Below are 26,059 nucleotides of genomic sequence, written 5' to 3'. Positions count from 1 at the left end.
TCCGCGCCCTTAGTCTTCAGCCTGGCGCGCTACTTGTCGAGCCACACATCCTCGAATCGAAATCCGTTGTAGGAGCTGTTGGACATGATCGTGATCCCCTTGACATAGGGCTGCCAGCAGGTGCCGGCCCGCGCATGGAAGATGATCGGACGGGCGACGTCCTCCTGCAGCTTCTTGTCGATGTCCCAGACCAGCGGCTTGCGCTTGGCGATGTCGATCTCCTGCGACTGCACGTCGAACAGCTTCTCGATCTCCTTGTTGCAGTAGTTGGTGTAGTTCCGCTCCGAGCCGCAGGAATAGTTCTCGTAGAAGGACTGGTCGGGATCGTCGACGGAATTGCCGGTCAAATTGAGGCCGAGCATGTAGTCCTTGCGCGCGACTTTTGGGAACCAGTTGGCGGTCTCCACGACGTCGAGCTCGCCGTCGATATAGATGCTCTTGAGCTGGTCGATCAGGATCACCGCCGGGTCGCGATATTCCGCCAGATTGCGCGTCGAAACCTTCACGGCGAGATGCTTGTCGGGGCCGTAGCCCGCCTTCTGCATCAGCTTCTTGGCTTCCTCGCGATTTGCGTTCACGTCCGGACCGTAGCCCGGAATGCTCTGCAGCTTGTCCTTGGGCATGCCCCAGATGCCCTGCGGCGGCGGCAGCATGGTGCCGCCGATGTCGGCCTGGCCTTCGAACAGGATGTCGACGAAGGCCTTGCGGTCGAGCGCCATGGCCATCGCCCTGCGAATATCTATGTTGTCGAACGGCGGGGAGGTCGAATTGACGATGATGTTGGTCGAAACATTGGTCGGCTCGACGACGCAGACCGCTTTCGGTGCCTGCGACTTGATGTCCTTCAGCAGCGGGATGGTGATGTGGGTCGGGAAAGTCATATCGAACTTTCCGGCGACGAAGGCGAGGATCGCGGTCGAGCGGTTCGGGATGATGGTGTATTCGATGCCGTCGAGATAGGGCAGGCCCTTCTTCCAATAGTCCGGATTTCGCGTCAGCTTGATCGATTCATTGGCCTTGAACTCGACGAACTTGTACGGGCCGGTCCCGATCGGGTGGGTGCGCATGTCCGCCGGCGAGACGTGGCAGGGATAGATCGGCGTATAACCGGAGGCGAGCATCGCCAGCAACGAAGGTTGCGGCCGCTTCAGGTCGAAGGAGACCTCGAAGTCGCCGTTGGGCGTGACGTCGTTGACTTCGCTGTACCAGGCCTTGCGCGGATTCTGCCGCAGTTTCTGCTGCGATTTGCCCATCAGGAGATCGAATGTGCACTTGACGTCGGCCGAGGTGAACGGCTTGCCGTCATGCCATTTGACGCCTTGGCGGAGTTTGAATGTCAGTTTCTTGTTGTCGCTGCTCCAGGACCAGCTCTCGGCCAGCTCAGGCCGGAGGGTGTCAGGACTGTTCTGCGCGATGTGCTGGTCGTAGATGACGAGATTGTTGAACACGCCCATGAAGGGCACGTTGACCGAATAGGTCGCGCCCTCGAGGATCGACGCATTCGCCGGACTGTCGCGGTGGTACATCCGCAGGATTCCGCCCTGCTTGGGCTCGCCGGCGGTCGCAATGGTCGAAAACGCCAGCAAAGATAGCGCCGCCGTCGCGGCGAGCGCCCGCACGCTCCGCATCCTCGTCCTCCCTGGACATCGGCCTTTTCGCGGCCTGTTTGTCTCCGACGATAGCCGACGCGCATGGAGGGAGGCAACCGGCTAACGCGCTTTATGGCCTCGGCAATTTGGATGACGTAATGCCGCAGGAATTTCACGCTTTCACAATGTGAGAGTGCAGGTGCGAAGGGTTCCGATGCGGATGTCGCGCGATGTTGCGCCAACGAACTCCGCCGTCGTCCTGGCGAACGCCAGGACCCATTATCCAGGAGGGTGTTTAGCGAAGACTGGTGGTTCGGTATTGCTACCTTCCGCAACCGATAGATCACGCGGTATGGGTCCTGGCGTTCGCCGGGACGACTGTGGAGCTCACACGATCCTCGACGTCTTGTTGCCCCAGTACCGGTCCCTTAGCAGCCGCTTGTACAGCTTCCCCGTCGGCAGCCGCGGCAATTCCTTCTCGAAGTCGACCGAGCGCGGCACCTTCTGCCGTGACAGCGACTGCCCGCAGAAAGCAATCAGCTCTTCGGCCAGCGCGGGACCCGGCACCACGCCGGGCATCGGCTGCACCACCGCCTTCACCTCTTCGCCGAGATCGGCATTGGGCACGCCGAACACCGCCGCATCCGCGATCTTGGGGTGGGTGATCAGCAGATTCTCGCACTCCTGCGGATAGATGTTCACGCCGCCGGAGATGATCATGAAGGTGGCGCGGTCGGTGAGATAGAGGAAGCGGTCGCCGTCGACATAGCCGACATCGCCGACCGTGCTCATGCTGCCGTCAGCCGAGCGCGCCTCCCTGGTCTTCTCGGGATCATTGAAATATTCGAACGGCGATGCGGTCTTGAACCAGACCTGGCCGGGCGTGCCGGTCGGGCATTCCCGCATATTCTCGTCGAGAATGTGGAGGTCGCCGAGCAGCACCTTGCCGACGGTGCCGCGATGGCTGAGCCATTCCTCGCTGTTGCACGCGGTGAATCCGAGGCCCTCGGTCGCACCGTAATATTCATGGATGATCGGCCCCCACCATTCGATCATGTCGTCCTTGACCAGCGCCGGGCAGGGGGCGGCAGCATGGATCGCGATTTCGAGCGAGGAGAGGTCGTAGTGTGAGCGCACCTCCTCGGGCAGCTTGAGCATGCGCGAGAACATCGTCGGCACCAGCTGACTGTGGGTGATGCCCCATTGCTCGACGAGCTGGAGGTAACGTTCCGGATCGAAATGTTCCATGATGATCACGGTGCCGCCCATGCGGATCGTCAGGTTCACCGCGGCCTGCGGCGCGGAATGATAGAGCGGCGCCGGCGACAGATAAACCATGCCCTCGCGGTACTGCCAGAGCTTGGTCAGGAAATCGAACAGCGGCAGATTGTGTTTCGGCGGCTCCTCCGGCAGCGGCCGCAAGATGCCTTTCGGCCGTCCCGTTGTACCCGATGAATAGAGCATCGCGGTGCCAAGCCACTCATCGGCAATCGGCATCTTCGGCAGGTCCGCGGTGACATCAGCCAGTCCAACGATGCGGTCGCTCTCGCCGGGGCCGTCGGCGACGATGCAGAGCCTGACGTCGGGGCAGGCCTGGATCGCCTCGCGCGCAATGTCGAGCTTCGCCACGGACGTGATCAGGATCTTCGACTGGCTGTTGACCAGGAGATAGGCCAGCTCGCCCGGCGTCAGGAAGGAGTTGATGCACGTGTAGTAGAGGCCGGATCGCTCACCCGCGCCGCAGGCTTCGAGATAGCGCGAATTGTTCTCCATGAAGATGGAGTAGTGATCGAGCCGCTTCAGCCCGTGCTTGCGAAACAGATGCGCGAGGCGATTGCTGCGCGCGTCTAACTCGCGATAGGTGACGGTCTCGCCCGTTGCGGCCATGATGAAGGCGGGTTGCAGCGGACGCAGGCGAGCATGCAGACCTGGGTACATCGGTCCTCCGGGCTAAGAAATCATGCGGCGAGATCAAGGATTTCGCATATCTGCGCCGGGCTCTCGATCTTGCGCGGGTTGTGCGGGATCCAGTTCGTGCGCATCGCCTGTTCGGCGATCGCGTCGAAATGCTCGGGCGAGACGCGTACGTCGGCCAGGCTGCGCGGCATGCCGAGCGAGCGGATGAAGGCATCGAGCACGTCGGCGGCGTTGTGGCCGGGAAAGCCCATCGCGGCGGCGACGATCATCTGCCGTTCGGCATTGGCGCTTGCGTTCCAGCGCATCACCGCCGGCAGCATGATGCAGGATGTATAGCCGTGCGGTACGTCGAAGGCGCTGCCCAGCACGTAGCCGATGCCGTGGCTCGCTCCCATCGGCACGCCGGCCGCGAGCGCGCCCATCGACAGCCAGGTGCCGATCTGCGCGTCCATCCGCGCGTCGAGATCGGCCGGATCGGCCTTCACCCGCGGCAGTGCGTCGGCCAGCATGGCGAGGCCCTTCACCGATTGTGCATCGGCATAAGGATGCGTCTCGCGCGAGCAGATCGCCTCGACGCAATGGTCGACGGCGCGGATGCCGGTGGAGAGGAACAGCCATTCCGGCGTGTGCACGGTGATCGCAGGGTCGAGGATGGTCGCGCGCGGCACGGTCAGCGGATGCCGCAGCATCTGCTTCACATGCGTGCTGCGGTCGGTGACGCCCGCGATCGATGAGAACTCGCCGCCGGCGATCGTGGTCGGCACGCTGACCTGGCGCACCGTCGGTGCTGTCAGGTCAGGCGCGACGCCCTTGTGCACGCGGATGCGCTCGATGCCTTCAATCGTGTCGACGCCATTGGCGAGGCAGAGCTGCACCGCCTTGGCGCCGTCGGTGATCGAGCCGCCGCCCACGGTAACGATCAAATCGGCCCCGGCCTCCCGTGCCGCGTTCGTCGCCGCGATCACTGCCTCGCGCGGCGTGTGGGCCGGCATCGCATCGAACAGCCCGGCGCAGCGCGGGCCCAGCGCCTGGACGATTTTTGTGATCTCGTTGGTCTGCCGGTTCAGCGTGCCCGAGACCATCAGGAAGGCGCGCTGCGTTCTCAGCCGGTCCATCTGCGCGACGATCGCCTCAGTCGCCGGATGGCCGAACACGACCTCCTCGATCGCGCCGTAAACGACACGTCCCTGATGCACGCCTGTCCTCCCGGACAATTCGTCTTGTTTTGCAGGGAGTAATCTAGCCGAGCTCACAGAGCCCGTCATGTGCGAAGACGCTGGCGGATCTTTCTCCCTCTCCCCGCATGCGGGGTGAGGCGAACAAGCGCCGTGTCAACCCGCCATCCGGCCAGGGCGTTCTCCGGAGTAATGCACATCTCTTGGTCTTGAAGAGTTCATCATTGCCAACCATCTTGTGGCGCCCGCAGGTAAAAGCGTACCCTGCGTTTTCTGCGGCTCTGATGCGAGGACCTGGGATGAGCGGACCGGACGGAAGCGAGCAATTGGCCAAGACGCACGATTTCGTTCAGCCCAAGCCTTTTGCCAAACCTTATGCCTTGGCCGGCCTGCTCGCCGCGGCATTCGCGCTCAGCGGTTGCGGACAGCCGACCTCGCAAGCGGCCGCACCGCCGCCTCCGCCGGTGACCGTGGCTCAACCGGTCAAGCGCACCGTCACCGATTGGGATGAGTACACCGGCCGGTTCGAGGCCGTCGAGGAGGTGCAGGTGCGCCCCCGCGTCGGCGGCTTCGTCAACTCCGTCGAGTTCCAGGACGGCGCGATCGTTCATCAGGGCGATCTGCTCTACGTCATCGATCCGCGCCCGTTTGAGGCGGTGGCCGAGCAGGCGGACGGCCAGCTCTCCGACGCCCGCGCCAAGGTGGAGCTGGCCAAGCGCGAGCTCGACCGCGGCCTGAACCTGGTGCAGACAAGCGCGGTCTCCGAGCAGGTTGTCGACCAGCGCCGCCAGGCCTTGCAGGCCGCGCACGCCGCCGAGACCCAGGCCGAGGGTGCACTGAAGGCCGCCCGGCTGAACATCGAGTTCACCCATGTCACCGCGCCGATCACCGGCCGCGTCAGCCGCCATCTCGTCAGCCCGGGCAATCTCGTGCAGGGCAGCGACAACGGCTCCTCGACCTTGCTGACGTCGATCGTGACGATGGATCCGATCTACATCTATTTCGACATGGATGAGACCACCTTCATCAAATACAGCAAGCTCTGGTTCGAGGGTAAGCGCCCGAGCTCACGCGACACCGCAAACCCCGTACAGGTGACGCTCGCCGGCGAAACCAAGCCCTCGCATGAAGGCTCCGTCAACTTCCTCGATAACCGCCTCGATGTCTCCACCGGCACGCTGCGCAGCCGCGCTGTTGTGAAGAACACCGATCTGTCGATCCTGCCCGGCCAGTTCGGCCGCGTCAGGCTGATCGGCAGCGCGCCCTACGAGGCGCTGTTGGTTCCGGATGCCGCCATCGCGACCGACCAGTCGCGCAAGATCGTGTTCGTGGTGAAGCCTGACGACACTGTCGAAGCGCGGCCCGTGGTGCTCGGGCCGCTCGAGGACGGCCTGCGCGTGATCCGCGAAGGGCTGAAGGCGGAGGACCGCGTCATCGTCAACGGCATCCAGCGCGCCCGCGTCGGCGCCAAGGTCACCCCGCAGACCGCCCAAGCGCCGGCCGGTGCCAAGGCTGGTGACAAGTCATGAATCTTGGCCGTCTCTCCATCAACCAGCCCATCCTAGCGATGGTGCTGTCGATCGTGCTCCTGATCGTCGGCGCGCTCGCTTATTCCACGCTGCCGGTCTCCGAATATCCGCAAGTGGTGCCGCCGACCGTCGTCGTCACCACGCAATATCCGGGCGCCTCGGCGCAGACCGTGTCCGACACAGTCGCAGCTCCGATCGAGCAGCAGATCAACGGCGTCGAGGACATGCTGTATCTCTACAGCCAGGCGACCTCGAACGGCCAGCTCACCATCACCGTCACCTTCAAGCTCGGGACCGATCTCGACAAGGCGCAGGTGCTGGTGCAGAACCGCGTCGCCATCGCGCAGCCGCAGCTCCCGGACGAAGTGCAGCGCAACGGCGTCGTCACGCGCAAGAACTCGCCCGACATCCTGATGGTCGTGTTCATGCTGTCGCCGGACGACACGTTCGACCAGCTCTACATCTCCAACTATGCGCTGCTCCAGGTCCGCGACCAGCTGCTGCGCATCGACGGCGTCGGCGACATCCAGATCTTCGGCGCGCGCGACTATTCGATGCGGCTCTGGCTCGATCCGGACCGCATTGCCAATCTCGGTCTGACCTCGAGCGAGGTGCTGGCCGCGATCCGCGCCCAGAACGTGCAGATCGCCGGCGGCCAGATCGCCGAGCCGCCGATCGCCGACCGCGCCTTCCAGCCGAACCTCGTGTTCACGGGACGCTTGAAAGACAAGAAGCAGTTCGAGGATATCCTGATCAAGGCCGGCTCGGACGGCCGCACCGTGCGCCTGCGCGACGTCGCCCGCATCGAGCTCGGCGCGCTCGCCTATTCGACCAACAGCTTTCTGTTGCGCAAATCGGCAGTCGCCATGCTGGTGACGCAGCGGCCCGGATCGAATGCGCTCGCGACGGCGAAGCACATCTCCGACACCATGACGAAGCTCAAGGCGAGCTTCCCGAAGGGCCTCGACTACAACATCGGCTACAACCCGACCGAGTTCATCGCGCAGTCCGTCCACGAGCTGATCAAGACAATCTACGAGGCCATGCTGCTCGTCGTGGTCGTGGTGCTGGTGTTCCTGCAGGGCTGGCGCCCCGCGATCATCCCGATCATCGCGATTCCGGTCTCGCTGGTCGGCACTTTTGCCGTGATGGCGGCGCTCGGCTTCTCCATCAACAATCTCACGCTGTTCGGGCTCGTGCTCGCCGTCGGCATCGTGGTCGACGACGCCATCGTCGTGGTCGAGAATGTCGAGCGACACCTCGAGCACGGCCTGAGCAGGCGCGACGCGGCGCTGAAGACGATGGAGGAGGTCGGCGGCGCGCTGGTCTCGATTGCGCTGGTGCTGTGCGCCGTGTTCGTGCCGACCGCGTTCCTGGGCGGCATCTCCGGGCAATTCTTCCAGCAATTCGCGGTGACGATCGCGGTTGCGACCGCAATCTCCTGCTTCTGCTCGCTGACCCTGTCGCCGGCGCTGGCCTCGCAGATCCTCACCCCTCATGAAGGGAGGCGGCCGCCCGCCGCCTGGAATCTGATCGCGCGCGGCTGGGGCGCTTTCACCGGTGCGTTCAATCGTGCTTTCGAACGGCTTTCGCATGGCTATGCCGGCGTCGCCGACTTCGTGATCCGGCATTCCGTGGTGATGCTGCTGATTTATGTGGTGCTGATCGGCAGCGCCGGCTGGCTGATCGGGACCACGCCGCAAGGCTTCATTCCGGCGCAGGACCGCGGTTACGTCATCATCTCGGTGCAATTGCCGGGGGCGGCATCGCTCGCGCGCACGACCGAAATCGTCCGCGAGATCGAGCGGATCTCGCTCGATACGCCCGGCATCGTCCGCGTTGCCGCCTTTGCCGGCTTCTCCGGCGCCACGCGCACCCAGGCGGGTAATGCGGCCGCGCTGTTCCCGGTATTCGAAGAGCCCGAGGTGCGCCTGAAGAAGGGGCTGACGGCGAACGCCATCACGGCCGAGCTGCGCAAGCGCCTGGCCGCGATCCAGGGCGCCTTCATCATCGTGATTCCGCCGCCGGCGGTGCCCGGCATCGGTACCGGCGGCGGCTTCACCATCCGCATCCAGGACCGCCAGGGACGTGGGCCGGAGCTGCTGGCCTCGGCGACCGACGAGCTTGTCGCCGCCGCGCGCAAATCGCCCTTGCTGCTCGGCCCCACGGTGTTCTCGCCGTTCTCGGCCAATACGCCGCAGCTGTTCGTCGACATCGACCGCACCAAGGCGCAGAAGCTCGGCGTTCCCATCTCCAACATCAACGACACGATCCAGACCTATTTCGGATCGACCTATGTCAACGACTTCAATCTGTTCGGCCGCACCTATCACGTCACCGCCCAGGCTGATTTCCCGTTCCGGAAAGAACCGAGCGATCTGGCGCGGCTGCGCACGCGTAACGCGTCCGGCGACATGGTGATGCTCGGCAGCGTGGTCGACTTCCGGGATGTCTCCGGCCCCGACCGCGTCGCACGCTACAATCTCTACGCGGCGTCCGAGCTTCAGGGTGAGCCGGCGCCGGGCGTGAGTTCGACCACCGCGCTCAACACCATCAAGAAGCTCGCCGACGAGACCTTGCCGAGCGGCTTCAGCTTCGAGTGGACGGATCTGTCCTATCAGCAGATCAACGGCGGCAATGCCGGCCTTTACGTCTTCCCGATCTGCGTGCTGTTCGTCTATCTCGTGCTCGCAGCGCAATATGGCAGCTGGACGCTGCCGTTCGCGGTGATCCTGATCGTGCCGATGTGCCTGCTCGCCGCAACCATCGGCGTGCGCATCATGGGCCAGGACGTCAACATCCTGACCCAGATCGGCTTCGTCGTGCTGGTGGGATTGGCGGCGAAGAACGCGATCCTCATCGTCGAGTTCGCGCGCGACATCGAGCTCGAAGGCAAGCCGCGGCTGGACGCCGTCATCGAAGCCTGCCGGCTGCGTCTGCGGCCGATCCTGATGACCTCCTTCGCCTTCATCCTCGGCGTGCTGCCGCTGGTGATCTCGTCCGGTTCAGGCTCCGAGATGCGGCAGGCGGTCGGCGTCGCCGTGTTCTTCGGCATGATCGGCGTCACCCTGTTTGGCCTGATGTTCACGCCGATCTTCTATGTGGTGGTGCGGAACCTGGCGGAGGGGCGGAACGAGAAGGGGGCGGTGGTGAGCTCTTAGGTGTCGGGGGCTCGCGCTACGCGCGCCCCGGAACGGCTGCAGAGAATGCTGCACCCAACCTCCATACTAACGGCCAACACGAAATGGATGGGCACGCGCACCGTTCTTCAATAATATCCGCGCGATTTCAAAACAGAATAATGCTGGGAGATAACGGATGAAACCAGTCCTTTTGGCCGCTGCCGCAACGTCCGCACTGTTGCTGGCCGCGCCGGCTTCTGCGCAAGGCGTCAAGATCGGCATTCTCAACGATCAGTCCGGCGTCTACGCCGATTACGGCGGCAAATGGTCGGTCGAAGCGGCCAAGATGGCGATCGAGGATTTCGGCGGCGAGGTGCTCGGCCAGAAGATCGAGCTCGTCACCGCCGACCACCAGAACAAGCCTGACCTCGCCACCTCGATCGCGCGGCGCTGGTACGACGTCGAGAACGTCGACATGATCACGGAGCTGACGACCTCTTCGGTCGCGCTCGCGATCCACGAGCTCTCCAGGGAAAAGAAGAAGATTGACATCGTCGTCGGCGCCGCGACCTCGCGCCTCACCGGCGATGCCTGCCAGCCCTACGGCTTCCACTGGGCGTACGACACCCGCGCGCTCGCGGTCGGCACCGGCGGTGCACTGACCAAAGCCGGCGGTGACACCTGGTTCTTCCTCACCGCGGACTACGCCTTCGGCTATGCGCTGGAGAAGGACACCAGCGAGATCGTCACCGCCAATGGGGGCAAGGTGGTCGGCTCGGTGCGCGTGCCGCTCAACTCTTCCGACTTCTCGTCCTTCCTGCTCCAGGCGCAGAGCTCGAAGGCAAAGATCGTCGGCCTCGCCAATGCGGGCCTCGACACCACCAACTCGATCAAGCAGGCTTCGGAGTTCGGCATCGTCTCCGGCGGCCAGAAGCTCGCTGGCCTGCTGATGACGCTGGCCGAGGTGAACGGCCTCGGGCTTCAGGCCGCGCAGGGCCTGGTGCTCACGGAGGGCTATTACTGGGATCTCAACGACAAGACCCGCAATCTCGGCGAACGCTTCTTCAAGCGGACCGGGCGGATGCCGAGCATGATCCACGCCGGCACCTATTCGGCGACGCTGAGCTACCTCAAGGCGGTAAAGGCGGCCGGCACCAAGGATCCCGATGCGGTCGCCAAGAAGCTGAAGGAGCTGCCGGTCGACGACGATTTCGCGCAAGGCGGCAAGGTGCTCGCAAACGGCCGCATGGTCCACGACATGTATCTGTTCGAGGTCAAGAAGCCCTCGGAATCCAAGAAGCCGTGGGACTATTACAAGCAGCTCGCCGTGGTCCCCGGCGACCAAGCCTTCTTCACCGCCAAGGAAAGTGGCTGCCCGCTGACGAAGTAGCGGTTCAGGCTGCCGCTACCAAGCACCAATGTCGTCCCGGCTTTCGCCGGGACGACAGCGGAATGTGTAGGGGCGCTGGTGCCTCACACCAGCCTCAACATCACCGCGCCCAGCGCCCCCGCCCACAGGGCGATCGCGGCGATGCCCTGGATCGCGAAACCGGGCCCGCGCTTGGCGGCGGCTTGCGAATAGCCGATGAAATAGACGATGCGGCCGATGATCCAGACCGCGCCGACCGCCGCCGCGCCGATGTTGCTGACATAGATCGCGAACAGCCAGAGCGCCGGCAGGAAGATCGGCATCCATTCCAGCGTGTTCATCTGGATGCGGAAGGCACGCTCGAAGTCCGGATGGCCCGACATCGCCGGCGCCTTGACGCCGGTCCTGGCGCGCGAGCGCGAGACGTTGATGCAGGTGAAGAAGTAGAATGCAAGCGCCAGCAGCGTGACGAGGGCGGTGAGATGATACATTGCAAGGTCCATTCAAACGGGTCGCGCTTCAATACCCGGTCAGCTCGAGATAGCCAACGCCCTCATGCGTGCCGGCGAAGCTGATCGGTCCTTCCCAATAGGAGAAGCCGGTCCCCATCCAGGCCTTCGGGTTGAGCGGCTTGCAGAGAATCGAGAACGAGCGCGAAGGGATTTCGATTCGCCATTCCACCGGCAGCTTGCGTCCTGCCACCTCCGCCGTGGCTTTCGGAATCATCTGGATGTCGCCAGCCGCGACCATTTGCGTGTCGCCGCTGGCGCTGATCCAGTTGCCGAGCGGATAGTTCTTGCCGTCCTTCTGGCGCAGCCGGTACAGCATCAGCTTGTCGCCGGTGGAAAGATGCAGCGCCAGCCAGTCCCAGCCGGTCTGGTCGGTATCGAGCGGCTGGCTGCTCCATTCCCTGTCCATCCAGGCCTGGCCCGTCACATCGACCTGGATGTCGTCGATGGTGAGGGTGCCGCGCGCGCGGTAGAACGGCTGGCTGTAATAGTACGATGCCTGCCCGCGCTCGGACTTGCGGCTGTAGCCGTGGTCGCCCTGCAAGACGACGGGGCGGTCGGCCTCGAGCGTCAGCGCGTAGCTGAAATCGGTGCTCGAGGCCTTCAGCGTCACCGGCGCCAAGCTGCGATCGTCGGTGCGGTCGGCACCTTTCATCTCCCAATCGTCGATCCACGCCGCAAACGGCTTGGCGTCGACCCCGGCCTGGCCGATCCCGCCGCGGGAAAACAGCTCGTTGAAGCGGTGGGTGTCGGCGCGCGTCACCGCCGCATGCGCCATCCAGATCTGCCGATTGGCCCAGCCTTCGCCTTGCGCGCCCGGCTTTGCGGCCTGGCGGAACAGCGTCCATTGCAGCCCGCACGCCGCGCCGCTGCTATCGACGAGATTTGCCGTCAGGTACCACCACTCGATGCGAAACTCAGGGTGCGGCCCGTGATCGGCTGGAAAAGCGAATGTCTTTCCAGGCACGACTTTCGCAAAGCCGTCGGCGCGCTCGCCGAGGCCGGCATAGCCTTGCGCTTGGGCCCGGCGCGTGAGCGCCAGCGCGGCGATGCCGCCGGCGAAGGCGCGGCGCGAGAGCTTGTCAGCGCTCATTGGCAAACACCTTGACGAGGCTCGCCGGCTGCATCCGCGCCAGTCGCAGGACCGGCAGCAGCGCAGCCAGCAGCGAGGCGATCAGCGCGACGGCAACCAGCTCGACCAGTTGCAGCGGGAAAACATGAAACGGCAACCGCCAGCCGAATGCTTTCACATTCACGATCGCGATCAGGCACCAGGCCACCAGGAGTCCGAGTGGAACGGCGAGCAGCGAGGTGAACAGCGCGACCGACAGCGTCTTGGTCAGCTCGATCGCGGCCAGGCGCGGCCGCGTGATGCCGATCGCCCAGAGCGGTGCGAGCTGCGGCAGCCGCGAGTTCGCGAGCGTCAGCAGGCTGGTCAAGAGCGCAATGCCGGCGACGCCGAGCGTGAAGGCGTTCAGCGCCGACGTCACCGCAAAGGTGCGGTTGAAGATGCGGATCGATTCCGCCTTCACGGTGGCCTGATCGGCGACGCCGCGGTCGTCGAGCGCAAATCGTTTCTGCAAGGCGGCGATCAAGGCGGCGATCTTGTCGCGCGGGACGATCAGCCCGATCCGGGTCCGCGGCGTCTGTGGAAACTGCCGGATCAGCGCCGCGATATTCACGGCGAGCTGCCCCTTGGGATTGCCGTAGTCGGCATAGATGCCGACGATGTCGAGCTCCCAGGTCCCGCCCGGCGCCGGCACCTCGATGACGTCGCCGACGCGAACGTTGAGGCGGCGGCTCAATTGCTCGCTGATGAAGGCGGCATTGCCCGGCACGAGCTGCGTCCAGGCGCGCGGCGCTGTCTCCAGCAGCGGCCAGCGCTCGCGATAAAGCGGGTGATCGGGCAGGCCGAGCAGTTCCACCGGCTGGCCCGCAACCTGCGTCTCCGCCCGTCCGCCCGACAGGATCGCCTGCACCTCGCTACGGTCCTTCAGCCAATCGCGGATCGCGGCGCCCTGCGCGTTGTCGGCGGCGCTGATGTAGACGTCGGCGGCGAGCCGCCCGTCGAGCCAGCCGACAAAGGTGCGGCTGAACGTTTCCACCATGGTGGAGACCCCGACATTGACGGCGAGCGCGAGCAGCAGCGCCATCAGCGCCAGCGACAGGCCGGAGAGCTGCTGCCGGCTGTCGGCCCAGAACCACAGCGCCAGCGGTCCGCGCGCCAGACGCTGGCCCGCGAGCAAGAGAATCTCGAGGAATGCGGGCAGGATCAGCGCCGCGCCGAGCATCAGCGCCGCCAGCACGCCAAACCCTGCGATCAGCGATTGCCCGTAGTGTAGCAGGAGCAACGCGACCGCGAGCACGGCGCAGGCCGCACAGCTCTGCAGGACGAGCCAGCGGAGCTGTCGCTGTTGCCAGGCGCGCGGCTGCGCCGTCGCCAGCACGGGCATTCTGATAGCCTTGATCAGGCTAGTCGCCGCAGCAACAAGTGCGCCCGCGACGCTGATGCCGATGCCGGCGAGCCACCATTCGGGCCGCAAGCTGAGCTGTCCCGGAATCTGCGCGCCATAGAGTCCGCGCAGCGATGCTGCCACATCTGGCAGCAGCGCCGCCGCGATGACATAGCCGCAGACGAGCCCGATCAAGCCCGCGACCAGCGCCAGCGCGACCAGCTCGACGACCAGCACGCTGTTGACCAGCCGCGCCGAGGCGCCACAGGAGCGCAAGGTGCGCAGCATCGGCAGCCGCTGCTCGAAGGCAAGGCCGACGGCGGAGTTGACGATGAACAGGCCGACGAAGAACGACAGCAGGCCGAAGGCGGTGAGGTTGAGATGGAAACTGTCGGTGAGACGTTCCAGCTCCGTCTCGGCGGTCGGCTGCATCAGCTGCAACCGCTCGCCGACGACGCTCTGCAGTGGCGCGGGCTTGCCCTTCGCCTTTCCGATCAAAAGGCGCGAGACCTGATCCGGCTTGTTGAGCAGCCGCTGTGCCACGCCGATGTCGACCACCAGCACATCAGGCACGAGCTGCGGCAGCACATGCAGCGGCGGCAGCCTGGCGCCGCTGCTGATCGACGGCATCGCGCCTTCGTCCTCCTGCAAATCGGCCAGCGTCTCCCGCGCCACCAGCGTCTGGCCGGGCGCAGCGACGAAGCTGCTGAGGTCCGCGGCGCCGAGGCGGGGTGCGTTGCCGACATCGGCCGGCAGCGTCACCGGCTCGATGCCGAGCAGCCGCATCGATCGCCCGTTGATCTGGACCCGCCCTTCGAGCATCGGCGAAACCGGCCAGCCAGCGCGGCGCAGCTTGACGAACAGGTCTTGCGGGAAGGTCGCCGCATCAGGCGCGACCAGCGTGGCCGTGCGCACGCCGCCGAACGTAGCCGCCGCGCGGTCATAGGCCGTACGGGCCTGCTGGTTGATCGCCTGCACGCCGCTCCACAGCGCGGTCGCCGCGATCAGCCCGATCAGCAGTGTTGCAAACTGCATCCCGTGTCGCCGCCAATGGCTGAGCAGCACCGCCAGCACCCACAGCGCGCGCCTCATGCGATCCGCCCCGCGTGCAGCACGATGTGACGGTCGAGCGTGCCGGCCAGATGCAGGCTGTGCGTCACCATCAGGAAGCCGCACCCGGTGCGCGCGACGAGGTCGCGCGTCAGCGCCAGCACGTCGTCGGCGGTGGCCTCGTCGAGATTACCGGTCGGCTCGTCCGCGAGCAGCAGCAACGGCTTGGTCGCCAGCGCCCGCCCGATCGCGACGCGCTGCTGCTGGCCGCCCGATATTTGCTCTGGATAACGCTTGAGCAGGCTGCCGAGCCCGAGCCGCTCGACCAGCTCCCTGGTCCAGGCCGCATCGTGCCGTCCGGCGATCCGCGCCTGGAAGGCGAGATTGTCGGCGATCGACAGGCTCGGGATCAGGTTGAATTGCTGGAACACCAGGCCGATCCGGTCGCGGCGCAACGCGGCGCGGCCCGCATCCGGCAGCTCGGTGATCTCCGTATCTTCGAGCCGGATCGAGCCGCCATCGGCGGCGTCTAATCCCGCGATCAGATGCAGCAGCGTGCTCTTGCCGCTGCCGGATTCGCCTGTCAGCGCGACGCGCTCGCCGGCCCTGAGGTCGAGGTCGACGCCGCGCAGCACATGGACCGGCTCGCCGGCCGTGGTGAAGGTCTTTGAAAGATTTCGGATGCTGAGCAAGATCAGTGCGCCACACGGAATTAAATCAATGCTGCGTAGCACACTTGGCGTGGAAATGCCGGGGTTGCGTTGCCGATCAAGCCGTTGTTAGCTCGCGGGACGGCCAAATCAAAAGTGCCGACAAAAGAACATACGGGGAGAATGATGAGTGCTCAGCGAACGCCCAATGCGGCGGGCAGGACGGCAGGGGTGTCCCAGGGGACGACGGCGACGCCGAAGGGCGCTTGGACCGTTACCTTTCTCCTCTTTCTCTTCATGGTCGTGAACTTCGCCGACAAGATCGTCGTCGGTCTCGCCGGCGTGCCGATCATGAACGATCTGAAACTCCAGCCGGAGCAGTTCGGGCTTCTTGGCTCCTCGTTCTTCTTCCTGTTCTCGATCTCGGCGATCGTGGTCGGCTTCATCGTCAACAAGGTCGCGACGCGCTATGTGCTGCTGACCTTGGCGGTGATCTGGGCACTGGCCCAGTTTCCGATGGTCGGCACCGTCTCCTTCACCACGCTGCTGATCTGCCGCATCGTGCTGGGCGCGGGCGAAGGCCCGGCCTTCTCGGTTGCGGCGCATGCGATCTACAAATGGTTCCCGGACGAGAAGCGCACGCTGCCGACCGCAATCCTGTCGCAGGGCTCGGCGTTCGGCGTGATCCTGGCCGTGCCGGCGCTGAACTGGGTCATCGTCAATCACTCCTGGCACTATGCCTTCGGCGCGCTCGGTGTCGTCGGCCTGATCTGGGTCTGTGCCTGGCTCGCGCTCGGCATCGAAGGACCGCTCGAGGACACGCCGGCGCTCGCCGCCAATGAGCCGAAGATTCCCTATCTCCAGCTTCTGACCTCGCGCACCTTCCTCGGCTGCGTGATCGCGACCTTCGGCGCCTATTGGGCGCTGTCGCTGGGCCTCACCTGGTTCACGCCATTCATCGTCAAGGGCCTCGGTTTCTCGCAGAGCCAGGCCGGCTTCATCTCGATCCTGCCCTGGGTGTTCGGCGCCACCATCGTCATCCTGACGGGCTGGATCTCGCAGCTGATGATGGCGCGCGGCTACACCACGCGCATTTCGCGCGGTGTGCTCGGCTCGGTGCCGCTGATCGTCGGCGGTCTGATCCTGGCGATGATGCCGCATGTCGCGGGGGCGGGCTTCCAGATCGCGCTGCTCGTGGTCGGCTCCGGCCTGTGCGGCGCGATCTATGTGGTCTGCCCGCCGATGCTCGGCGAGTTCACGCCGGCGTCGCAGCGCGGCGCCGTCATCGCGATCTACGGCGCGCTCTATACGCTCTCCGGCATCATCGCGCCGATGGCGATGGGCACCGTGATCCAGCGCGCCGGCAGCATGCTCGACGGCTACATGACCGGCTTCACCATCAACGCGGTGGTGATGGTCGGCTCCGGCGTGGTCGGCCTGCTGCTGTTGTGGCCGAATACGGAAAAGGCGAGGCTGACGCGTGGTGTGGCTCCGCAGACAGCGGCGCTGAAGCGTGCGGTGTCGCCGACGTAAGGTTTGGTCTAAAGCCCCACCACAAACGCGATTATCGTCCCGGCGAAGGCCGGGACCCAGAACCACAAAAGGGAGTTGGGACGCAGAGCGCCCACTCCGAGTCTTCGCCAAGCCCCTCTCTGGGGGTCGGGTCCCGGCCTTCGCCGGGACGACACTGAATGTGAGGCGCGGTCGTCCCGTCACATACGCAGCTCAGTTTGCCGCCTGCGCACCCCGGATCAACTTCCCCGGACGGCGTCCCGTTGCCTCGCCGCGCCGCCGCGTCACCACGCCTGACACGATTGTCGCGTCATAGCCATCGACATCCTGCAACAGCCTGCGACCGCCGACGGGCAGATCGTAATGCACCTTCGGCGGATGCAGGTGCAGCCTGTCATAGTCGATCACATTGACGTCGGCCTTATAGCCCGGCGCGATCAGCCCGCGGTCGGTCAGTCCCACCGACAGAGCCGTCTTGCGCGACTGCGCGGCGACCACGAACGGGATCGTCAGCTTTTCGCCGCGCGTGCGATCGCGGGTCCAGTGCGTCAGCAGATAGGTCGGGAAGCTGGCATCGCAGATGATGCCGCAATGCGCGCCGCCGTCGGAGAGGCCCGGCACCGATTGCGGGTCGATCAGCATCTCGCGCGTCGCATCGAGATTGCCGTCGGAATAGTTGAGGAACGGCACGTAGAGCATGCCGCGGCCTTCGTCCGACAGCATGGCGTCGTAAGCAAGCTCCTCCGGCTGGCGTCCTTGCCTGCGCGCCTGCGCGCCCAGCGCGTTCTCCGGCGGCTGCTCGTAGTCGGGGGGATCGCCGAGCAGGAACATCTTGTCGTAGTTGGGACGGAAGAACAGCGGGTCGTCGGTGGATGTCGCCGTCTCGCTCAGGATCGCCTTGCGTACCTCGCTCTGACGCAGCCGCGCGAGTCGCTCTTTCAGCGGGAGATGCGCGATCGCCTTGTAGCTTGGATGCGTCTGGAAGGGATTGCGCGACAGCTCGAGCCCGAGCAGGAGGCCGACCGGGCGCGCCGCGATTTGCGCCGTGATGGAGAGGCCGCGCCTCGCGGCCGCATTGATCTCGTCCAGTGTCTGGCGCCAGCGGTTGGGCGACCTGTCATTCTGCGTGATCGAGAACGAGATCGGGCACCTTGTGGAGTCCGCCACCCGCAGCATCATCGGCAGGTCTTCGTGGATGGTGGAGAGGTCCAGCACGAATTGCAGCACGCTGCGGCCCTCGCGATGCATCGCACCCGCAATCGCGGTGAGCTCGTCTTCGCCTGCCTTCAAGGTCGGGGTGAAATCGCCGGTCGAGGTGCGGTGGTTGAGCGTGCGCGAGGTCGAGAAGCCGAGCGCGCCTGATCGCACCGCTTCGCCCGCAAGCTTTGCCATCGCCGCGTTGTCCTCGGCGGTCGAAGGATCCCGACGCGCGCCGCGCTCGCCCATGACATAGACCCGCAGCGCGGCGTGCGGCAGCTGCGCGCCGACATCGATGTCGAAGTCGCGCTTCGACAGCCAGTCCATATAGTCCGGAAAGCTCTCCCAGGCCCAGGGAATGCCGGCGCTCAGGACCGGCTCGGGAATGTCCTCGACGCCTTCCATCAACTGGATCAGACGGGTGTGGTCGGCTGGTCTGCAGGGTGCAAAGCCGACGCCGCAATTGCCCATGATCGCCGTGGTGACGCCGTTCTGCGAGGACGGCGTGATGTCCTGGCTCCAGGTGACCTGTCCGTCGTAATGGGTGTGCACGTCGACGAAGCCTGGCGTCACCAGCTTGCCGCGCGCATCGATCTCTTCGCGGCCCTTGGCCGAGACTTTGCCCACCTCGCTGATTCTGCCACCGGTGATGGCGACGTCAGCCTCGAGCAGCTCGCCGCCATGGCCGTCCGCGACGGTGCCGCCGCGGATCACGAGATCGGGGGTGCTCATGGTGTCTCTTCCCGTTTTGTTTTGTGCTTTTGTCGTCCCGGCCTTCGCCGGGACGACAGTTAAGTTCGTCGCTCAAACATTGGCTTGCGCCTTCCGCTCCGTGAACGGCGACAGCACCACGGTTGCAACCATGAAGATCACGGAGGCGCCGAACACCCAGTGCGGCGCGCTTTGGTCCATGATCCAGCCGAACAGCAGCGGTGAGACGATGCCGCCGAGATTGAAGCCGGTGGAGACGATGCCGAAGGCGCGGCCTGCGGCACCGGGAGGCGCCGCATTGCGCACCAGCATGTCCCGCGACGGCGCGATCACGCCGGAGAGGAAGCCCGCACTCGCCATCGTGGCGGTGAGCGCCCAGCCGGGCAACGCGACCAGCGCGATCAGCAACACGATGGCGGCATTGGCGGCAAAGCAGGCGGCGGCGACATAGCCGTGGCGCTCGGTGTGATCGGCGAGGAAGCCACCCGCGAGCACGCCCGCGGCGCTTGCGCCAAGGAACGCGGTCAGCATGACGTTGGCCGAGGAATAGGAGGCGCCGTAGCCACTCATCAGCGCGACCACGCCGAAATTGTTGATGCCCGCGACCGACAGGCTGAGCAGCATGAACAGCACGGTGAGCGCGATCAGCGCCGGCGTGATGACGGCCTGTCTCGGTACATTCTCGGCGCCGGGCTTTGCCTTGTGAGCGCCGGCATCAGGAATGCTCATGATCACCAGCAACAGCGCCACCGCCACGCCGATCGCGCCCGAAGCCATCAGCGCGCCGGCGCCGCCGGAGACGGTCACGAGCGCGGCGACGATCGCCGGTGCCACGGCTCCGCCAAGAAAGCCGGCAAAGGTATGGATCGAGAAGGCGCGGCCCATCCGCGCCTCGTCCATGTGCTCGGCCAGGATCGCGTAGTCGGCGGGATGATAGACGCTGTTGGCGAGGCCGAGCAGCACGGCGCAGGCGATCAGCGAAGCATAGCTCAGATGCAGGCCGAGCATGATCAGCGCGAGCCCGCCGAGGCTCAATCCTCCGAGCAGGATTTTGCGCGCGCCAAAATGGTCGACGAGATAGCCGGTCGGCGCCTGCGTCAGCCCGGAGACGACCGCCGACACGGTCAGGGCAAAGCCGAGTTCGACATAGCCGACGCCGAGCTGGCTCTTGAGGAAGGGGAACAGCATCGGCAGGACCAGCAGATGGAAATGGCTGACCCAATGGGCGATCGAAATCCCGCTCAGCGTGCGCAGCGCGCTGTCCGCCTTGCCTTGTTGCGGTGCGGCGAGAACGTCGACCATTGCAGTTCCGTTTCACGTCCTGGAAGCGCGCAAACTATCGAGGACGGCGGTTATTTGTCCATGAACGCAGGCGCATAGCAGGTAGCGCGGGTGAAGGCGTGAGCTCATTGATCGGCAGGTGCTGCAGTGGGGCACATCGCTGCGGCATGATTATGCCTCACAACGGCTCGTCGTCCGTCCCGTAACGGTCACGCTTCGGGGTGGCGATGTCGCCGTCTTCGTAATCGTCGTCGCTGTCGGGTGGCGGCTTAAGGTTGCTGGCCTTCTTGTCCAAGGGTTTCGACGATTCACTCGGCATTGCGGACTTTTTTCCGATCTTGGCCATGGCTGGTCCCGAATGGTGATGCTTCATCTGCTTGTGGCCGCAAAATCCAGCCGGTTCCTGACCTATCGCAAGGCTGCGACGATGGACTCAGGCGTGCACCACCGGCCCGCCCGCCTTCTTCCAGGCATCGATACCACCGGCGATGTGGGCCGTGTTGGCAAGGCCTGCTTCCTTGGCAGCGGCGACAGCCATCGCCGAGCGCTCGCCGAAGGCGCAGAAGAACACGACGCGGCGCCCCGTGGCAGCGGCGACCTCGCGCAGCATGCCGCCGGGCTTGAGGCTCTCCTCGACGCTCGGATAGGGCGTATGCAGCGCGCCTTCGAGCATGCCGTGCTTCACCCGCTCACTGGTCTCACGCAGATCGACCAGCAGGATGTCGGGCCGGTGCAGGGAGCGGATCGCTTCGATGGCGCTGAGCGCGCGGCCCTCTTTCTCCAGCTCTTCCTGGTGCAGGCCGACATGCATGTTGGCCGGCACCGCCACGTCCATCATCTTCGGATTGGGCAGCTTCAAATTCGCCATCAGCTCGATATATTCGTCGACTGAGCGCACCTGCAGCCGCGGATTGTAGCGCTTCTCCTCGCCGATGGTGGAGACGGTGTCGCCCTTATAGTCATGCGCCGGGAAGACCATCGTCTCGTCAGGCAGCTTGAGCAGGCGGTTGAAGATCGAATCGTATTGCGCGCGCGACGAGCCATTCTGGAAATCGGTGCGGCCGGTGCCGCGGATCAGAAGCGTGTCGCCGGTGAAGACGCGGTCCCCCATCAGGTACGAGTAGGAATCGTCGGTGTGGCCCGGCGTGTACATCACGTCGAGCGAGAGGCCCTCGATCGTCACCTTGTCGCCGTCGGCAACACGCATCGCCACCACGTCGGCCTTGGTCTGGTCGCCCATCACGGTCATGCAATGGGTGCGGTCGCGCAGCTCGCCCAGTCCAGTGACGTGGTCGGCATGCAGATGCGTGTCGACCGCCTTGACCAGCTTGAGGTCGAGCTCGCGCAGCAGCTGGCAATACCGGTCGACCTTTTCCAGCACGGGATCGAGGATCAGCGCCTCGCCGCCGGGGCGGCTGGCGAGGACGTAGCTGTAGGTGCCCGAAACGCTGTCGAAGAGCTGGCGGAAGATCATGGCAGGAACCCGGCGTGGCGTGTTTTGAGGATTCTACTACGCCGGAAGGTAGGAGGAGAAGTAATGTGCTGCTGAAATGAGAGAATTTGGAAGATTTTTGTTGCATGTGCGACCGCCTCATCCACCACTGTCATCGCCCGGCTCTCGACCGGGCGATCCAGTATTCCAGAGACGTTCGCCAGATACGGAGAGGCCGCGGCGTACTGGATTCCCCGCCTACGCGGGGAATGACACCGAGTGTGGCGCAGCGGAGTGCCACAAATTCGGACGCCCCTACGGCCGCACCACCGTGTACCCGTTCTCCGCCAGGAACAGGATCTGCCCCACGCCGACCTGTACCGGGGTCGCGGCCGGGATGAACTCCGGCCGCTTGCCGGTCTCCCGCTCGATCGTATCGACCGTGTTGAGGCAGATGTCGAAGCGCACGCCCTGCGCGATCAGGCTTTCGACCTGCTTGCGGCGCTCATTGCCTGACAGCAGGAGATCGATACCGGGCCCGAAGGTAACGACCTCGATGGCGATCTTGTCGGGGTCGTAGGCTTTCAGCAGATTGTTGGCGATGCTCAGCACCAGCGTCTGCTTCTTCGCATCGCCATCGGAGAGCTGGAGCACGATCTTGTGCTCGGCGAACGGCTTGTCCTGGAGTGGAACCTGCTGCGCAAAGGCGAGCGGCATCGCCGTCCATGCAAGCAGCGCCACCAGCATCGTGCCAAAGATCTGCGACCGCATCATTGCTATCCTGCAATGCCCGGATTGCCGTCGACACCTTTCAGCGTGACGCCGGTGCCGAGCCGCTCAGGCATCATCCGCCCCGAGCGCAGATATTTCGCCACCACGTCCCACACCGGCGCGCCCTGCTGGCCGTTGACCGAGGCCCAGCCCGCAACCTTGTAGCGCCTGGTCGCGCGGAGCGCCTTGCCATTGGCGAGCTTCAGTTCGGAGATGCGGCTGCCGATCGCATTCGTCGGGCTGCAAGCGTAGGTGAAACCGCCGGCGCGCACCATGTCGCCGCCTTGCTGGTAATAGGGATCGGCGTTGAAGAGATTGTCGCAGACGTCTTCCAGCACGTCCTTGATCTGCGCGCCGGTCATCTCCTGCACATAGGTCTCCGGATAGGTGATCGCGGTCTCCGCGAGCACGTCCTCCATCGTCAGCGGCTGGCCCGACAGAGCGGTGAGGCCCCAGCGGAAGCCCGGCGATAGCGCGATCTCGGCATTGAGCTCGGTCCGCAGCGCGGTACAGATCAGATCGTCGACGGGGCCGGCGAAATTGTCGCGGCGATAGAGCAGGCGATCGGGCGTGGCGATCTTCTCGGACCAGTCGGTCACATGCTGTGCGCGCAGCTTTGCGATCAGATCTGCCATCGCAGGATCGGGCTTCAGCAGCTCCGAATAGACCGGCAGCAAATGATACCTGATATCGCCGACCTTGCCCTTGTCGAGCGCGAGATCGAGCACGCCCAGGAATTTCCCGTTGGAGCCGGCGTTGGTGACGAGCGTCGTGCCACCCGCGTTCTTCACCGGGATCGGCTGCGGCACGGCGTCATGGGTGTGGCCGCCGAGGATGACGTTGATGCCGGTGACGCGGCTTGCAAGCTTGAGGTCGACGTCCATGCCGTTGTGCGACAGCAGGATTACCGCATCGACCTTGTCATTATGGCGCAACGCGTCGACATGCTTTTGCAGCTCTTCCTCGCGGATGCCAAAGCTCCAGTTCGGCGTGAACCGCTTGGGATGCGCGATCGGCACGTAAGGAAAGGCCTGGCCGATGATCGCGACGCGATGGCCACCCAGCTCTTTGATGAGCGACGGCTTGAATACGCGCCCCGTCGCCTTGTCGAAGGCGGGCGCGTCGTTGAACGCGGCTTCCTCGGTCAGGAAGACGTTCTGCGCCAGAAACTCGCCCTTGAAATGCTCGAGATTCTCACGCAGCACCTGCTCGCCATAGGTGAACTCCCAATGGCCTGTCATCGCCTCGATGCCGAGCAGATTGGCGACCTCCACCATGTCGCGGCCTTGCATGACGTTGGCGAGCCCGGTGCCCTGCCAGAGATCGCCGCCATCGACCAGCATGGCATGCTTCTCGCCGACATCGTTGCGCAGCCGGCCGATCAGCGTCTTCAGATGGGCGAAGCCGCCGAGCCTGCCGAAACGGCCGGCGGACTTTTCGAAATCGACGGAGGTGAAGGCATAGGCGTCCGCGCTGTCGGGCCGGATGCCGAATCGCTCCAGGAAGGCGTGAGCGACCAGATGTGGCGGTCGACCCGCCATCTCGCCAACGCCGATATTGACGCTGGGCTCGCGGAAATAGACCGGGTTGAGCTGCGCGTGCGTGTCGGTGAGGTGCAGGATCCGCGCGTTGCCGAAGCGCTCGATATCGTAGATGCTCGCGGCTTCAGCACCGCGCGCGAGCCGCGGCAGGCCGAGCGATGCGGCAGCAATGGCTGAGCCCTTCAGGAAGTCGCGGCGGCGGATCGCCATCACACTTTCTCCGCGCCGGTTCTCGGCAGTTTCACTGGTTCAGTTTAGCGGATTTCCATCGCCTTCCAGGCGTTTTTTTCCGACGTTGCCTGGACAATCGACCCCTTCGCCAGCGCTTCAGCTTCCTTGGCAGCCGTCACGGCGCGGTCGAAGTCGCCGCCATCGCCAGCCTTCTTGGCGGCCGCCAGCGTCGAGAGCGTCGTAGTCCACTGGTTGCGCATGCCGGCTGCCTCTTTGGACGCAGCCTCCGCGGCAGCATAGGCCACCTTGTAGTCCGCTTCATTTGCCGCGCGCGCTGCCGGCGCGAAGCTCGATGCGAGCAGCATGACAAGGGCAAGTGACCGCTTCATGGCCGCGCTCCCGGGCCCGATATCGGCAGGCCGTTGGCGACATAGGACAGGAAATATTCGACGTCGCGATATTCGTCCGCCTGCGGCTCCAGCGGAACCGCGCGGGTCTGGCTGTTGCAGGTCATGAGGCGGCGGGTGGTGGTGCCCATGCCGCTCCATTCGGAGCGATAGATCGGCATCGCGTTCAGGATGCCGAGCGCCGGCGCCAGGATCTCGGCGCGGATGCGCTGGCCCGGGCTCTGCACATGGCAGCTCGCGCAGGAGAAGTTCAGCTGGCCACGGCGCGTGTAGAAATAGCGCTTGCCGTTCTCGAAGGCCTCGAACGCGCGCGGATCATCGGGGATCTTGATGTCCATCGGCTTGCCGCGCGAGGTGAAAGCCATGTAGGCCGTGAGCGAGGCCATCTCGTCCTTGACGTAGGAATAGGGCGCTTCGCCATTGGCCTCGCGGCAGCGGTTGAGCGCGAGCTCGAGCGTGACGACCTTGCCTTCCTTGGTGTCGAAATAAGGATAGTTCTGCCGGATGCCGATGCCGCCGTTCGGGAAGCAGTCGGCATACGTCTTGCCGTTCTTGAACGGCGTCGAGAACATCTCCTTGCCGGCGTCGAGCGCGAATTCGTAAGGCGGGAATTCTTCCTTCTCCTGCCATTGCCGCTTCATGTCCTCGTTCATGGAATAAGGACCGTTGACGAAATCCTCATGTTTCACGTTTGGAAACTTCTGGAAGAAGAAGTTCTGGAACGCCTTGGCATCGGCAGCGGGATCGACCTTGTCGGCCGCGACCACGCGCGGCGAAGTAAGCGCGAACGCCACGAGCGCGGCGCTCAACGAGCCAAGCAGGAGCGAGGAGCCGGCCTTCATCACGCGATCTTCGCGGTGGTCTCGTCGGACGCGCCCTTGTTGTCGGTCCAGGAGATCTTGAGATCGTCGCCCTTCTTGGCGCCCTTGAAGCTGAATTTGATATAGGGGTCCTTGGAGACGGCCGGTCCCCAATCGGCGACGAATACCTCCTTGCCGTTACAGGCGAACTTCAGCTCCTGGATGAAATGCGGCGGGATCAGCCCGCCCTTGGCGTCCTTGACGAAGCCGGAATCCATGGGGTGCTGGATCAGCGCCTGCACTTCGGTGATGTCGCCGTTGGCGATGGCGCGGACGCGAATGCTGGATGCCATGTTTGATCTCCTTTCGCGCCTCAGCCGCCGCAGCCGCCGACCGTGACCTTGACTTCCTTGGTCGCGCTGAAAAGCTTGCCGTCGGCTTCCACGATCGCGACCACATTGGTGGTCTTGGCCATCTTCAGGCGGTTGGCGACGACAGGCATGGTGCCGTCGGGAATCTTGTAGGACGCCGCGAGCGCGTTCGGGTTCTCGGCGACGAAGAACGAGATCGAGGTGACCTTGTCCAGCGTCGTCGTCACGGAGACCGGCACCACCGCGCCGTTCTCGGCGATCTCGGGCGCATCGAGCTTGACCTTGTCGGAGGGCTCGGCGGTCTTGCCGTAGAGCGCCTTGATCGCGTCGGCCTCGCTCTTCTGCTTGAACGCCTCTTCCGGATATTTGTCGTTGGCCGCGGCGCGCGCGGGCGCGAACGGCAAATTGCCGAGGCCGATCAGCGCGACCGTCACAGCGCCCTGAAGGATCAGGCGCCGGGTCGGATGAGGGCCGATGTGCGTAGTCATGTCGGGTCTCCTTG

21 protein-coding genes are annotated in these 26,059 nt (G+C 64.7%); 4 read left to right on the top strand and 17 right to left on the bottom strand.

Going from position 1 to position 26,059, the window contains the following annotated elements; genetic code table 11:
• Nucleotides 1-29: 29 nt before the first annotated feature.
• From XH88_RS14285 to XH88_RS14275, 3 genes are all read right to left on the bottom strand, one after another.
• A complete protein-coding gene (locus XH88_RS14285; RefSeq protein WP_271668927.1) occupies nucleotides 30-1,628 on the bottom strand; it encodes an ABC transporter substrate-binding protein in 1,599 nt (532 codons plus the stop codon).
• Nucleotides 1,629-1,976: 348 nt separating this feature from the next.
• A complete protein-coding gene (locus XH88_RS14280; protein WP_271668926.1) occupies nucleotides 1,977-3,527 on the bottom strand; it encodes an AMP-binding protein in 1,551 nt (516 codons plus the stop codon).
• Nucleotides 3,528-3,547: 20 nt separating this feature from the next.
• A complete protein-coding gene (locus tag XH88_RS14275; protein WP_271668925.1) occupies nucleotides 3,548-4,702 on the bottom strand; it encodes an iron-containing alcohol dehydrogenase in 1,155 nt (384 codons plus the stop codon).
• Nucleotides 4,703-4,980: 278 nt separating this feature from the next.
• Here XH88_RS14275 and XH88_RS14270 point away from each other — a divergent pair, with 278 nt between their 5' ends.
• From XH88_RS14270 to XH88_RS14260, 3 genes are all read left to right on the top strand, one after another.
• Entirely contained in the window at nucleotides 4,981-6,210 is a 1,230-nt protein-coding gene (locus tag XH88_RS14270; protein ID WP_271668924.1) for an efflux RND transporter periplasmic adaptor subunit, read from the top strand.
• A complete protein-coding gene (locus XH88_RS14265) occupies nucleotides 6,207-9,371 on the top strand; it encodes an efflux RND transporter permease subunit (protein ID WP_271668923.1) in 3,165 nt (1,054 codons plus the stop codon). Before XH88_RS14270 ends, XH88_RS14265 begins: the two co-directional genes overlap by 4 nt.
• Nucleotides 9,372-9,528: 157 nt before the next feature.
• Nucleotides 9,529-10,722, top strand: coding sequence for an ABC transporter substrate-binding protein (locus tag XH88_RS14260; protein ID WP_271668922.1), 1,194 nt, complete (start codon nucleotides 9,529-9,531; stop codon nucleotides 10,720-10,722).
• Nucleotides 10,723-10,805: 83 nt separating this feature from the next.
• Here the strand turns inward: XH88_RS14260 and XH88_RS14255 are convergent, their stop codons facing one another.
• The 4 genes from XH88_RS14255 to XH88_RS14240 are packed head-to-tail and all read right to left on the bottom strand — an operon-like array spanning nucleotide 10,806 to nucleotide 15,405.
• A complete protein-coding gene (locus XH88_RS14255; RefSeq protein WP_271668921.1) occupies nucleotides 10,806-11,192 on the bottom strand; it encodes an MAPEG family protein in 387 nt (128 codons plus the stop codon).
• A 28-nt stretch (nucleotides 11,193-11,220) separates the two neighbouring features.
• Nucleotides 11,221-12,303: a lipocalin-like domain-containing protein gene (locus tag XH88_RS14250; protein ID WP_271668920.1), complete on the bottom strand. Its 1,083-nt coding sequence runs from the start codon at nucleotides 12,301-12,303 to the stop codon at nucleotides 11,221-11,223.
• A complete protein-coding gene (locus XH88_RS14245) occupies nucleotides 12,293-14,755 on the bottom strand; it encodes an ABC transporter permease (protein WP_271668919.1) in 2,463 nt (820 codons plus the stop codon). Before XH88_RS14245 ends, XH88_RS14250 begins: the two co-directional genes overlap by 11 nt.
• Nucleotides 14,752-15,405 (bottom strand): ABC transporter ATP-binding protein, encoded by a 654-nt coding sequence (locus tag XH88_RS14240; protein ID WP_271668918.1) that lies wholly within the window; start codon nucleotides 15,403-15,405, stop codon nucleotides 14,752-14,754. Before XH88_RS14240 ends, XH88_RS14245 begins: the two co-directional genes overlap by 4 nt.
• A gap of 144 nt (nucleotides 15,406-15,549) precedes the next feature.
• Here XH88_RS14240 and XH88_RS14235 point away from each other — a divergent pair, with 144 nt between their 5' ends.
• A complete protein-coding gene (locus tag XH88_RS14235; protein ID WP_271668917.1) occupies nucleotides 15,550-16,896 on the top strand; it encodes an MFS transporter in 1,347 nt (448 codons plus the stop codon).
• 192 nt (nucleotides 16,897-17,088) lie between these two features.
• On the opposite strand, the gene XH88_RS14230 is transcribed toward XH88_RS14235, so the two are convergent.
• From XH88_RS14230 to soxY, 10 genes are all read right to left on the bottom strand, one after another.
• The gene (locus tag XH88_RS14230; RefSeq protein ID WP_271668916.1) at nucleotides 17,089-18,804 is read right to left on the bottom strand and encodes an N-acyl-D-amino-acid deacylase family protein; all 1,716 of its coding nucleotides are present in this window, start codon (nucleotides 18,802-18,804) and stop codon (nucleotides 17,089-17,091) included.
• Nucleotides 18,805-18,876: 72 nt separating this feature from the next.
• Entirely contained in the window at nucleotides 18,877-20,085 is a 1,209-nt protein-coding gene (locus XH88_RS14225; RefSeq protein WP_271668915.1) for an MFS transporter, read from the bottom strand.
• Between the two features lie 157 nt (nucleotides 20,086-20,242).
• Nucleotides 20,243-20,410, bottom strand: coding sequence for a hypothetical protein (locus tag XH88_RS14220; protein WP_271668914.1), 168 nt, complete (start codon nucleotides 20,408-20,410; stop codon nucleotides 20,243-20,245).
• Between the two features lie 87 nt (nucleotides 20,411-20,497).
• The gene (locus tag XH88_RS14215; RefSeq protein WP_271668913.1) at nucleotides 20,498-21,538 is read right to left on the bottom strand and encodes an MBL fold metallo-hydrolase; all 1,041 of its coding nucleotides are present in this window, start codon (nucleotides 21,536-21,538) and stop codon (nucleotides 20,498-20,500) included.
• A 273-nt stretch (nucleotides 21,539-21,811) separates the two neighbouring features.
• On the bottom strand, nucleotides 21,812-22,270 hold the full coding sequence (locus XH88_RS14210; RefSeq protein WP_271668912.1) for a DsrE family protein: 459 nt from the start codon (nucleotides 22,268-22,270) through the stop codon (nucleotides 21,812-21,814).
• Between the two features lie 2 nt (nucleotides 22,271-22,272).
• Nucleotides 22,273-24,018: a thiosulfohydrolase SoxB gene (soxB, locus tag XH88_RS14205; RefSeq protein ID WP_271668911.1), complete on the bottom strand. Its 1,746-nt coding sequence runs from the start codon at nucleotides 24,016-24,018 to the stop codon at nucleotides 22,273-22,275.
• Nucleotides 24,019-24,062: 44 nt separating this feature from the next.
• Nucleotides 24,063-24,368, bottom strand: coding sequence for a hypothetical protein (locus tag XH88_RS14200; RefSeq protein WP_271668910.1), 306 nt, complete (start codon nucleotides 24,366-24,368; stop codon nucleotides 24,063-24,065).
• Entirely contained in the window at nucleotides 24,365-25,228 is an 864-nt protein-coding gene (gene soxA / locus XH88_RS14195; RefSeq protein ID WP_271668909.1) for a sulfur oxidation c-type cytochrome SoxA, read from the bottom strand. The genes XH88_RS14200 and soxA overlap by 4 nt, the downstream gene beginning before the upstream one ends.
• The gene (gene soxZ / locus XH88_RS14190; RefSeq protein WP_271668908.1) at nucleotides 25,228-25,539 is read right to left on the bottom strand and encodes a thiosulfate oxidation carrier complex protein SoxZ; all 312 of its coding nucleotides are present in this window, start codon (nucleotides 25,537-25,539) and stop codon (nucleotides 25,228-25,230) included. The genes soxA and soxZ overlap by 1 nt, the downstream gene beginning before the upstream one ends.
• Before the next feature lie 20 nt (nucleotides 25,540-25,559).
• Nucleotides 25,560-26,045: a thiosulfate oxidation carrier protein SoxY gene (soxY, locus tag XH88_RS14185; protein ID WP_271668907.1), complete on the bottom strand. Its 486-nt coding sequence runs from the start codon at nucleotides 26,043-26,045 to the stop codon at nucleotides 25,560-25,562.
• Between the last annotated feature and the right edge of the window lie 14 nt (nucleotides 26,046-26,059).

The organism is Bradyrhizobium sp. CCBAU 51627 (assembly GCF_028128765.1).
Classification (GTDB): domain Bacteria; phylum Pseudomonadota; class Alphaproteobacteria; order Rhizobiales; family Xanthobacteraceae; genus Bradyrhizobium.
This window is presented reverse-complemented; position numbering and strand designations above follow the sequence as displayed.